Origin of the sequence: Sphingobacterium ginsenosidimutans (genome assembly GCF_039536865.1) — a bacterium.
GTDB lineage: Bacteria > Bacteroidota > Bacteroidia > Sphingobacteriales > Sphingobacteriaceae > Sphingobacterium > Sphingobacterium detergens.
Map to the genome: position 1 here is coordinate 1,515,032 of NZ_BAAAZK010000007.1, position 12,442 is coordinate 1,527,473.

Here is a 12,442-nt window from a genome sequence, read left to right on the forward strand (position 1 = left end):
GATTATATAATTTTAATCTTATTTATTCCAATAATTAAGTGACATATGTGGATTGTTCTTTAAAGCCTCTCTACTGATTGGCCATGTCCATGCCCCAGCATTAAATGTAGAGAATGTTAAAGGTGCTAGCGTATACTCTCCACTCAAGATCCGCTTGGTACGCACGAGATCAAAGAAATAATATCCTTCCCCCATAAGTTCCTTGCCGCGTTCATAGAAAATAGCTTGTGATAAACTTTCATAGCCATTTGCTGGATACAAAGACGCATTCGCTCTGCCACGTACCCGATTGAGCAAAGTGGTAGCTTTATCAGCATTTCCCAATCCAACACATGCCTCAGCTTGCAATAGTAATGACTCAGCCAGACGAAATACCATAATGGAGTTGGCATAATTTTCAGCGGTATTTGAGCCTGTAAACTCAAAATTCACGAACTTATAAAGGCGGAATTTCCCGTTTCCAGTTTTCCAGTTCGCCTCGTCAAACCATTCCGCGATACGACCATCTGGCTCTCCTTCCGGATATAGTTTTTCGATATATTGGGGAATGTAAGCCATCTCCGAATTCTCACGGTCCTGATTCAGGCGAACGGTGTAACCGTCCAATACGTAAAAAGGAATCATCTTGCGCGAGTTTGCAGGAACAAAACCTTGATAATTCACACTATTTGATATTTCAAATAAACTCTCCCGCGATCTACCCTGAAAAATCTCCTTAATCCGATTTATAGGCAATAACTCATAAGCTTTGTTTTGTTGCTCACCTTGTTGAGTCAGTTCATCACCAAGTTCATCGGCCTGTTGATAATACTTTTGTTCGTTGCCTGTATCAAAGCCTGCAGCCCACATATTGAAATGCATCATCAATGCGACCACTGATCCACGCATTGCACGCACACCCCGATTTGCAGGTTCGTCATATGTCCAAGGCAAATCATTCTTAACCGCTGCTAAGTCCTTTAGACACATTTTGGCAATCTCGATATGTGATGTTCTGGGCAGAGGTTTATCATTGTATGCATTTGTGAAGTAAGGCACATTCCCATATAAACGTATCATAAAGAAATAGGTCAGACAACGCATAAATACTGCTTCGGCCTGATAATGCTTCACTATTGCTGGCGAGATGCTTTTATCATTTTCGGCGAGTCGAAGAACATTCTCATAGAGAATATTACTTGACTGGATCACCTTATAAAAGGGCTGCCAGTTATTCAGAATATCCCACTCGACGATATAGGTCCAAAAAGTATCGGCATTCGTTCCTGGTAGGGGGCGTTGTGTGGTTGCCAAGCTCTCTACATCTCCAATCGCCGCATAATTAATATCGAAACGATTCGGGTAAGACTGTGTTCGTCGAACCATCCCATTGCGCAACTCACCCATGATAAAATAAGGTCCTTTCAATAAAGAAGCTTCTCTAAAAAGTCGATACAATTCCAGTGTAAAGGTCTCCGCATCACCTTGGTCTTTCCAATAATTATTACCCGAAAGGCTGTCAATAGGTTCTACGTTGACAAATTTATTACAGCCCATCAGCGAAAAGATCAGCAGAAATGAACCAACGATTTTATAATAGTATTTTTTCATTTTTTCCTCTATTAAAATTGTGCACTAATACCCAACGTGAAAGAACGTCTATTTGGATAGCCATCCGAACGATCATATCCCATACTGGAAACCCCCTCTGGGTTGACACCTTTATAGCTGGTGAATGTATAAATGTTATTTGCTGTGAGGTAGGTATTCAACCCATGCAATTTGTAACGCTTTATCCACTCCCTTGGAAATGAAAAACGTAGGGTTGCTGAATTGAACTTAAGGTAGCTCCCATCTTCCATAAACAAAGTCTGGTTGGGGCGAAATGGCTTCATACCACCTTGTCGCTGATAATCAAAAGGATTCGGATAGGTCGCGACATCACCTTCACGCAGCCAGAAATCATATCTATCCAATGGCAATAAAGCAGCATTCTGACGACCATTACGATCCTGATCCGTCATAAAGGGATCGAAATAGGAGTTCAACTGTTTGGCCAATACTTCGTTGATAATATCACGCCCTCTGACATAAGAGAACATCATATTCAAAGACCAATTTTTATAACTTAAAAATGAATTGATACCACCTGTTACTCGGGGTTGTGAATTCCCGACATAGACCATATCCTTTTCATCAATAATATAGTCACCATTCACATCTGTCCAATTGGGATCTCCGCCCTGAAAATAATAGACCGTATTGCCATTTATCATTTTCATCCGTTCACCGCTGCTTGGATTGACAGGTACATCTCCGTCGGTACTGAACACACCTCTATAATCATACAAAACATGAGAAAAGGGATTTCTACCCAAAATATAAGCCTGGTGGTAAGTATTGTATACTTCGTCATAAGCAATATGTAGGCGGCGTGAGTTAGGTAGTTCCGTCAATGCTTCTTTATTTATTGCTCCATTGAGCTCAATACGCCAATTCCAATCACTTCCGCGATCAAAGGGACGATAGGCCAACGTAAATTCGTAACCATAGGTGACGTGAGCCAGATCGTTTGATTGTTGTTTCCCAAAAGCATTATGATCAGCCATATCAATCTGCATCAACTCATTTTCAACCTGTTTGTAATAGACCTCCTGAATGGTATTAAATTTATTATCAAAGAAATCCCCTTCCAATGCAAAGCTCATAGACGTCGTTGTTGCAGGTTTTAGATCAGCATTTGGCATATTTTTCCAATCAAAACCAATTGTTGGATTATTGTTAAAATAGCCTGTATAAATATATTTACCGAAGGCATCGAAAACTGTTCCTGTAGGTGTAATATTACGGCCCCAGCTTCCTCGCAGTGCCAGACTGTTTACATAACCGGCATCTTTGAGATTTTTCATAAATCCTTCGCGCTCCATATTCCAACGCACAGCAACTGAGGGGTTTTGGATCCAGGGTTTTTCTGCTCCGGTAGTAGAGGTCTTATCAATACGATAGGTCAGATCCACAACGTATTTCAAATTATAATTATAAGAGAAACTCGCTCCAAAGCCGGCACTACGGTAGTCCGACACCCCCGTTACTCCCCCCTTGGCAGCAGACAATCCGAAAGGTCCCTCCAATTGATCATTCGCAAAGCCATCTTTTAGGTATTCCTTTCTGAGGTTGTCTTTCATGTCCAATTCATTAAACACATAGGTATTAAAAGTGTGCTTACCGATTTCTTTCAGATAAGACAAGAAAAACATATTATTCAACGAGTTGGTCTGCGAGTCATAATTATAAAAGCTCGACCTGTTGTTGTTTGCTATAGCAGGTTTATACGTGTCCGTTCGATCTGTAGAATAGTTATAAGAGAAGGTATTTTTTGCCCTGAAATTCTTGAGGATATCAAACTCGAGCTCCACCATACCGATCAGGTTTGTACTTTTATTATCATTACGACCATTCAATGCAGCGATCAAATCTGAAGTAACAAATCCTTGTGAGGGTGAAGGCAATAAAGAAGAGGCTGTTGCTGCCGAGGCTACTCCACCCTGGCTCACAGAAGTACCACCGCCGAGTTGCTGCTCACCAATCTTACCCGACATGGAGGCAAAAAGACGTAGACGCTCATTGGGGGTATATTGGGTGTTCATATCAAGTGTGTAGCGATTGAAACCTGTATTCTGCACGATACCATTCTCTTTGTAATAATTTCCATTTACCTTATAACTGAATTTATCATCACCACCGGATGCTGAAATATTATGCGACTGATTGTATGTTGGCTTGTAAAATACGCCCTGCCAATTAGTCGAATTATTAAAGTATGGATTTAAGCTATCCGTCAGTACCTGATGTTTATTGATATCATCCCGACCTTGCCAGTAGCTATCCGCATAATTATAGACTTGATTAATACGGCTCAAACGCTCATCCTTCCCACCCAACACGTTACGGAGGTTCGGTGGTATAGAAAGAAACTGATTGGTTGTATATTGGATACGAGGCACTTCCGACCGTCCCCTTTTAGTCCGGATCAAAATCACGCCATAGGAACCTCTGGTACCATACAATGATGTGGAGGCCGCATCTTTCAAAATCTGCACCTCTTCAATATCTTCAGGTGGGATCAAGGAAAGAGGACTTATACCTGTACCCGCTCCCCCATATCCATATTCGAAATTGGTATTATCATCTACGCGCACCCCATCGATAATGTAAAGTGGAGAAGTAGGGATCAAGTAAGTATCCACACCGCTACCGACGGTTCCCAAGTTAGAAAGACCACGTAGCAAGACTGTACCCCGTGTACCAGGAGTACCGTTATTCATCTGTACATTCAGACCAGCGACCTTACCCTGCAATAGTTCAGTTATATTGGCTACTGGGTTATCCTGTAAGTCCTTTCCGCTTATGGAAACTGATGACCCCGTCAAAGTCTGTCTAGAACGTCTAGAAAATCCCTGAACAACAGTCTCCTCGAGCATATTCTGTGCAGTCGACATTTTTACGTTAATCACAAAAGAATTTCGCCCTGTCAAGGAAATACGGGATGCTGTGTAACCCGTAAAAGAAAAAATCAAGTCATCATTACTTGTTGTGCTGACACTGTAGGCTCCTGTTGATCCTGATGCGGAAAGTACCTTGTCAGTTTTCGCCGAACGCACCGAAACACCTACCATTGGCCGATTAGTGACCGCATCCAAAACCATCCCTTTTACAGTCACCTTAGTCTGCCCATGTGACATGACCGAAGTCAGCACACAGCTGATTAATATTATATATCTTTTCATACGTATCTTAGTTAGTCATTGTCAAATAAAGGTGCTTGTGTAGGGAAGTAGACAATAATTTCCCAATCCCCTTTCTGATAAATGGTATACAGCAGTTTATAGGTCGACGAAATACGTGCACCTCCAAAAGCAACACGATTGTACTTAAAAGTAGAAAAAGCTTTTTCCCCTTCATTGAATCGCGTATTTAGTGTAGGTACCAAAGGCATTGGATAAACCACATCGTAGGTGACGGAACTGGAATCGGCGGCAAACTTTGGATTAAAACCATGAACCAGATACTTCCAATCTTCTGCTGTCATCCCATTAAATTTCGAAAGTTTAATCGGTTTCAATTTTGAATCAAGAAACTTGAAAGTAATAGAACTCCCGTCGCCGGTACGGTTCAACCAGAATTGTTGATCCAAAATTGGCTGTCTCGTAGAATCCCCAACAACATTCTCTGACTCATTAAAATATGCGCTGGCAGGTATTTCTTTTTGGGGTTTCAATTTAAAGTCTTTGAAATATCTTTTTCCACCAGAGTTGGAAACCTCTACATCAAATAGATAACAGGAATCTGGCTCGACACGGACAAAATCCGATGAAGCAACATTCCACATCGTAAAGGATCCCGAATGCAAACCGATCTCCCAAAGTGGACGGTTTACAATCTCGCGCTTGGCATTGATTTCTTCCAATGATGTTTCCAAACCCGTATACGGCTTTTTCCATACCTCAACCGGGAAAGGTTTTAACAATTCGGGAGCTTCACTGCCATCGAAAGCCCGCACATTTAAAATCCGGAAATTTAGTGGACGTGTCGACTGATCATCATTAAAAAAGTTCTGATTATAATTTCTCCCCAAAACCGGTCTGAACTCTGTTTGACTAAAAGCCATATCCAAGCTAAAGGCGGCTTTTTCACTCGGTACGAAGTCCTTAACACAGCTTTGCAAACAACACAGTGCTGTCGAAAACAAGAGACTGCTTCGTAAGTATATATTGAATTTTTTCATTTATTTATTCATTCTGGTTAAAAAATCGCCAAATCCAAACTCATGACGTCCCCCTAAAACATGCACCACCCCATTGCCCGTAAAAATATTCACGGCCTGAGAGCTGGCTCTTATCCATTGCGACTGGAAAGAGTTATTTTTAGTATCACTATAATACATGATTTCTGCACCACCATTTACCAAACCTGATGCATTCTCCTTGATTCGTTGTGCGTGCATCGGGTGCCTTATGCCATAGGTTTCGATAAATAGTCCATCGATATAGAGTGTAGAATCCGTAGTTACGATCCCCGCGCCAATATATTTGGTCATGAGGGTATCCAATTGAGCGATATCCAAGTTCTGGATGCTCAAATGTTCTTTCTTTTGATTGTCTCGCACAAGGTTTAAATTGGAAAGTGCAGTTTGAAAGGTGCTATTTGTTGGTGCAAAAACAGTCACCTTTTCGTTTGCTACTGCATCCTTGAGATAAGGTAATCTATCCAACACCAATAACACGGAGTCAAACACCCCCGGTTTGGATTGTAAATAGGCCAGTGAATTCCCGTTAAATACCTTCTCAGTATTTTCATATTCATAATAGCCCTGGTATTTTGTACAAGCCGTTATACACAAGAGCATCCCCAATAAAATACTTACATTATATCTTCTATTTATTTTCATCATTTCCAATATGTATTTTGTTGCAATTCTTTATTATTTGCCAATGCATTCTGACTAATGGGCCAATAAATTCCCTTTTGGGCAATCAACTTCTGGAAAGCAGGATCATTCTTTTTTATTTTATTGTAACGCACGACATCAAACCAGCGCCAGCCTTCCCCCATCAGTTCTTTGCGGCGTTCCTGAAATACGGCATCGATCAGATCAACATTGGGTCCTATCTCAACAAGGCCTCGATTTTTGCGGGACTGGTTCAATATTGCAGTAGCCAATTCTGTACGTCCTAATACTGCATTTGCCTCAGCTCGCAATAAATTGATTTCTTCAAAACGACTGAATACCAAAGTTGAAGTGAAAAATGGGAGTGAACCATCTGTGCCTGATTCCCCATTACGAATGATGTGTATCTTTTTGAAAATTGGTCGGATACCTCCAAAATCAGCAAAATAACTGGTTTGAACAGTTCCAGTAGAATCAATACGAAAACGTTGGTCCCCTGCCTCATTAAAAATATCGACGATACGCTCTACTTTCACATAAATATCGGGATTGGGTTTTGACACCAATGGTTTAGCCAATGTCAGCGACTCGATATGCCCATCTGTTCCGCCTTCATTACTTGAATTTGGAAAGGGAAAACCGATAATATGTTTGATGCGGTTACCAAAGAAAAAACCTACGTTGGTTGTATTCGTTATATCTGCTATATCGGTTGCAGCGATACCGCCACGCGTCGCATTCGCGATCACATAATCCGCAAACACCGATGCTTCAAGATAATTTCCCGATAACGCATTAATATGGGCTAAAATCGTATATGCAGATAGCCTATTAAACAATACACCGGACCATTTCACAGAAGTAGAGCCCAGATAAAGATCTGCAGGTAGCACGGGATCATTAAAAGATCCATAAAAAAATGGCAATTTATCTTTAACAGCATTTATTTCGTTTTCGGCGTAGGTTAGCACCTGATCCACAGAAGAAGCTTTGATCTTTGGGAAAGCCCCTTCATAAGATTTGTCCCAAATGGGAACATCACCCCAGGTTCTTGCTAATAAGTAATAAACAAAACCTTTGACAACACGCATTTGAGCGACGTCGATCTCATGCAAAGCGGCAGTATACTGTTTATCATGTTCGAGAACTTCATATGAGCGTTCAATAAATAAATTTGCGGCATTGATCACGGCATAAAATCTTCGCCAATCCGAACCTTCCTGAATCAACTTAGCCGAAGAATTTAGACGTCCATCCACAATATCCTGTAGATCACGACGGTTCAATGCAGTAAAATCACCATTCCGCAGTTCCCCATATAGCCAATGTGCATTGTTTTCGGCCAAGGCGGTACGCAACAAACCATATACCCCAAGAAGAGAACCCCGGATATCATTGATATCTTTCCACTTATTTTCCTCATTAACAATATGATTGGATTCAACATCCAAAAATTTTTCACAACTACTTGTCCCAAACATTACGGAGATCGCAATCGTCGAACAAAGTAAAAAACGAAGTATTATATTCTTTCTCATCATAGGTTTAAAAGTCTAATTTGACACCGAGGGTATACATTTTTGGATAACGGATTCCTGTACCAGTGTCGTAACCGTAAAAATTGACCAGCTCAGGATCGCGTCCAGAATATTTGGTAATAGTCAATAGATTACTTCCTGTCACATAAACGTATAGTCGATTTAACTTTTTATTGTTCACTACTTTAGTCAAATCATACCCCACCGATAAATTTTTAAGTTTCACAAATGAACCGTCTTCCATAAACAGATCCTGCTCAGCCTGATAGGGAACTACCGAAGACCAAGGATTATAAATTGGATATGCTGTTTCGTCAAAACTTTTCTCCCAGGAAGTGATTTCACGTACACCATACAAATTCTTGGATTCAGCGACGTTAGCGAAATCATATTTTTTCGAGGCTTGCTGGTTTATGATCTCGCGGCCTAGATTAAAATACAAGAGGAAGGAAAGATCAAAGTTTTTATAGGCGAATTGGTTTGTAAATCCGCCAGTCCATTTGGGAATTATATTACCCATTAATAAGCGGTCCTCATTATTAATATCAAAATTACCATCTTGATCTACCCAACGAGGATCGCCGCCTTTCATATCAGTGCCATTGTAGGTCATGCCCCTGTTATCGCCATCACGGACAGGCACTTCCGCATCGGATTGATAGCTTCCTCTATTTTGCAACAGCCAGTACTGATCAATTCGTTCCCCTACTTGCAGCTTATTTTTCCCTACCACGATAGCATCCAATTGATTTGGAAGCTTTTTCAATTCGTTGGTATTGTAAGCAATATTGAACGCACTGTTCCAACAGAAACCGCCAGTACTGCGCGGCATTGTATAATTTAGCGATACATCGACACCCCTATTTTGGACATCCATACCACTTGCATATTCAAACTTATATCCTGATTCAGCCACGGTAGGGACTGGCAGGAGCATATTTTTAGTGGTTTTATTGTAAAAATCCACATGCAAACCAAATTGCTTAGCCATTGAAAGACTGACCCCTATATTATACATATCTGTAAATGACCAGGGCACATCATAGCCAACCCAGCCATAAGAATAAGGGCGTGAGACTGTTCCAACACCATTGTAAGACATGATTCCAGTATTTTTATCCCAGCTCAATTGTGAGGAATATTGTGGGCCTGCTGCCTCTGTATCTGAATTGGGCAAATTACCGATATGGCCGTAGGAGGCCCTGAATTTTAGGATATCTATTTTATCGTTTTCGATTTTGGAACTCAGATCATACTCACCGTTCACAGCATACGAAGTATACCAACGCTCGGATAATTGTTGCCAAGAGGAACCATCCCGGCGTATCAATCCTGAAAGTTTTAGACCATTCCATTCGTAAGTCGTTCTGAAATACGTATTGATCAGATGATGAATGGTCTTGTCGCCATAGATATAAGGAATAAAACCTATGGAAACAAGATAGTTAGTCTTGTTCTTATCGCCCTCTACTTTATTGATCTTGATATAATCATTGGGTCCTCGATAGGCTTGGAGATAATTGTATTTTTGTCGATCTGCCTGTATTTGAAGCCCAGCTTCGAACAATAACTTCCCCGTATTCAGTTCCTTGACATAACTTATATTATTGTCAAAACTCAAACGCTCATTATATCCCAGATAATTAGATGTATAATTGTTTCCTTCCATCAATGTTGAAGGCCAAAATACGTCCCTACGGTTTTCATTATAATCCAATGCTATCCTGGAAGTAACGTCAAGGCCTGGCATGATGTTGATATCTAGTCCCAACGAAGCCAGGACACTGGTATTATAGTTGTTATCCAGTGTTAATTTGTCAAAATTTCGTAGATAGAGATTATACAGACTTTTGTTCGGCGCCAAAGGTGTAGATAAATCCGGCGTATACTTGGTCTCTGTATACCTTTCGGTCAATGATCGATTTCTGTCCCGCGCCAAGCGACCGATCTGGATATTACCACTGACTTTGAACCAAGTCGTAGGCAACATATTGATACTGAATCCACCATAGGTTCTATTAAACTTGGTATCATCTGCCCCAGAGACATTTTGTGTATGATTCGCAAAGAATCGGAAATTCGAACGGTTAGTTCCGCCCATCAGAGCACCATTGATCGAATACAAGGGTGTGAGTTTATAATATTGATCTACCCAGTTTGACGGACCGTAATAATTGGTGTTCGAAGAATCACTCAGATAACTCGGATAGGCCGCAATCTGTTCGGCACGTGCGTATTTATCGTAAAATGTTTGTCTAAAATCCCTTTCGAATTCGGCATTGACTGTAGTGATGTTGTTCGGAACAGCAAATCCAGAATAGCCATTAATGGAGATTTTTTTATCTCCGGCTTGTGCAGTTTTCGTTGTGACATACACAACACCGTTTACAGCTCTTGGTCCATATTTAGCAATCTGCCCGGCATCTTTTAATACTTCGATAGACGCAATATTATCGAGGTCAAAAAGAGATAGCATATTAGTCGCAGCCCCGATAGGTTGTGTTTCCTCGTTTTGTATGTTATAGATAAGACTGGTTTCATCAATGATCTGAATACCGTTAACAACAATTAGTGGACGGTTTTCCTTAAAATTTCTTGCTGTAAAAACGGGTCTTGTAATTCCGTGAACCAACATATTTTGTTGCACTGTGCCTGGTTCTGCCGAAGGTTCCTGCACATACACACCAGAAATATTGCCCTTCAGTATCTGCTCTAAAGTAACGAGGGGGTATTTCGATAATTCCACGACTGAGATTGTATCGGATCCCAACACAGGTATCGTGGAGAACTTACTTGTTGCTGTCAAAGAATCGACATTGGATTTACTCTTCATCCGAGCCCTACCGGCCCTTTCTTTAGCTATTTTTGGACCTGGCGTCAGACCGGGATCACCAGCTTTCACTGCCGAAGACTCAAAAAGTAGCATAAAGAACGCTAAATTGATCATGTAAAACTGTCTCATTTAGAATTGAACTTTATTATTTAGGATTATAGATAGTTTCTTCTCTTGATATTGGTTAGTACTATCACTTTCCAACAATTTTACATAAAAAAATCACCCCAAATTATCGTTCAACAAACACAATCGTTTGCATAATTTACTACAACGTTATCGTGTATTTTATACATTATGTTTTTTCAGTTAACAATCATATTTTCAATAAAAACTACACTATATTTACTTAAAAGAAAATATATTAAACCTTAAAATTGCCGCTTAAAAAATAAACAACAATCTAAATATCAGCTATTTAAGACTAATAAACTTTGTACATCTTGCGATTAGCTAGAAAAAAAATACTGTCATTAGATTTTTCAACAAACTTTAAAAATTGCAGAAGTATGCGTCTAACTAACCATTTAGTTTTAATGATAAATACAGTTTAGAGTTAAACAATGCAAAACAAGTCCTTTGACCGCTCATCGGGTGATGAAAGGACCTCGCATCCACTACAAAAACCCCTGATTTCATGGATATTAAATGGATCAATATTGCTGTATTTTTGATATATTAGAAAAAACACAACTAGATGCGTTCCATTTTCATATTTCTTTTTTCACTGCTAAGTACCTTTACTTATGCGCAGACGAACCCTATAACCAAAAGCTTATCCTACCCCGAATTAATCCCGGTACTGGTGAACGATAGTCTATATGGCTATTGTGATAGTGTTCTTGACATAAAATTGTCACCGGTGTATGAAAAGGCGGAACTATTTGAAGAAGATTTTAATTTCCAGATTTTCCATGTCAACAAACCCGAAATTGTAAAGTATGGATCAGCTGAATACGCGTGGGTTCAACGCCATGGTGAGCGTTATCGTATCGACAAAAATGGTGATCCGGTTTATAAGTATGATGCAGCAGATTTTAAAACTGGAGAAACACTCATTCAGCTCTTTAAAAATTCCACATCACATACGATAAATAAAGTGGACGAAACGACCCTATTCCAACAAATAAAGAACGATCAAACGGGTCAAATTGCATTTCCTGACGATCGATCCATGGCTGACTTTAAAGAAAAAAATAAAACATTTATCGACGAAGGAATCCGATTGATTTATTATCCTAAATTCACAGAAATGCCATATACCTACTTTTCCGATGAACAGACGCTACTCCAGGGAATAAAAAATAAAGAAACAGGTGAAATCATGATCAAAGCACAATATGCCTCTATTGAAGAATACTACAATAATCCCTTACGTGTACATCAGTATCCCTTGATTGTCGCATTTAGTGGGGATTTCAATAAATACATATACGTAGGGCTCAACGGAACGGAATATGTACTTTATTCAGCCAAAATAGAATAAAGACATCAGCTCGTATACCAAAAAAGCTGAATACCAAAAGTAAATTTCAATTCACTAAAAAGTCGCCAAAACAATAGGTTGCTATAATATCTAACCAAGTTGCTATAAAAGAAATTTTTCACAGTTCACTAACCCCTATTTTCGTGAAAAATTCGCAA

General features: G+C 39.9%; 7 protein-coding genes. 1 reads left to right on the forward strand and 6 read right to left on the reverse strand.

Going from position 1 to position 12,442, the window contains the following annotated elements:
- Nucleotides 1-18: 18 nt before the first annotated feature.
- From ABFX33_RS18800 to ABFX33_RS18825, 6 genes are read right to left on the reverse strand one after another with little or no spacing between them, the layout of a single operon-like run.
- Nucleotides 19-1,590, reverse strand: a complete 1,572-nt coding sequence (locus tag ABFX33_RS18800) for a RagB/SusD family nutrient uptake outer membrane protein (protein WP_120260902.1) — start codon at nt 1,588-1,590, stop codon at nt 19-21.
- An 11-nt stretch (nt 1,591-1,601) separates the two neighbouring features.
- Nucleotides 1,602-4,766, reverse strand: coding sequence for a SusC/RagA family TonB-linked outer membrane protein (locus ABFX33_RS18805; RefSeq protein ID WP_346087452.1), 3,165 nt, complete (start codon nt 4,764-4,766; stop codon nt 1,602-1,604).
- An 11-nt stretch (nt 4,767-4,777) separates the two neighbouring features.
- Complete coding sequence (locus ABFX33_RS18810; RefSeq protein ID WP_120260900.1) at nt 4,778-5,764, reverse strand: DUF5007 domain-containing protein; 987 nt, start codon at nt 5,762-5,764, stop codon at nt 4,778-4,780.
- Nucleotides 5,765-6,430: a fasciclin domain-containing protein gene (locus ABFX33_RS18815; protein ID WP_244211805.1), complete on the reverse strand. Its 666-nt coding sequence runs from the start codon at nt 6,428-6,430 to the stop codon at nt 5,765-5,767. It lies immediately after the preceding gene.
- A complete protein-coding gene (locus ABFX33_RS18820) occupies nt 6,427-7,968 on the reverse strand; it encodes a RagB/SusD family nutrient uptake outer membrane protein (RefSeq protein ID WP_346087454.1) in 1,542 nt (513 codons plus the stop codon). Before ABFX33_RS18820 ends, ABFX33_RS18815 begins: the two co-directional genes overlap by 4 nt.
- A gap of 4 nt (nt 7,969-7,972) precedes the next feature.
- Nucleotides 7,973-10,927 carry a SusC/RagA family TonB-linked outer membrane protein gene (locus tag ABFX33_RS18825; protein ID WP_346087455.1) on the reverse strand — a complete coding sequence of 985 codons (2,955 nt, stop codon included), beginning with the start codon at nt 10,925-10,927 and terminating at the stop codon, nt 7,973-7,975.
- 568 nt (nt 10,928-11,495) lie between these two features.
- Between ABFX33_RS18825 and ABFX33_RS18830 the strand changes: the two genes are divergently transcribed.
- Nucleotides 11,496-12,284 carry a hypothetical protein gene (locus ABFX33_RS18830; protein ID WP_346087456.1) on the forward strand — a complete coding sequence of 263 codons (789 nt, stop codon included), beginning with the start codon at nt 11,496-11,498 and terminating at the stop codon, nt 12,282-12,284.
- Nucleotides 12,285-12,442: the final 158 nt, after the last annotated feature.

What these genes read in the sequence shown, in the direction of transcription:
- ABFX33_RS18825 (WP_346087455.1), bottom strand. Translation starts at nt 10,927, where the DNA reads ATGAGACAGTTTTACATGATCAATTTAGCGTTCTTTATGCTACTTTTT.
- ABFX33_RS18810 (WP_120260900.1), bottom strand. Translation starts at nt 5,764, where the DNA reads ATGAAAAAATTCAATATATACTTACGAAGCAGTCTCTTGTTTTCGACA.
- ABFX33_RS18820 (WP_346087454.1), bottom strand. Translation starts at nt 7,968, where the DNA reads ATGATGAGAAAGAATATAATACTTCGTTTTTTACTTTGTTCGACGATT.
- ABFX33_RS18815 (WP_244211805.1), bottom strand. Translation starts at nt 6,430, where the DNA reads ATGATGAAAATAAATAGAAGATATAATGTAAGTATTTTATTGGGGATG.
- ABFX33_RS18800 (WP_120260902.1), bottom strand. Translation starts at nt 1,590, where the DNA reads ATGAAAAAATACTATTATAAAATCGTTGGTTCATTTCTGCTGATCTTT.
- ABFX33_RS18805 (WP_346087452.1), bottom strand. Translation starts at nt 4,766, where the DNA reads ATGAAAAGATATATAATATTAATCAGCTGTGTGCTGACTTCGGTCATG.
- ABFX33_RS18830 (WP_346087456.1), top strand. Translation starts at nt 11,496, where the DNA reads ATGCGTTCCATTTTCATATTTCTTTTTTCACTGCTAAGTACCTTTACT.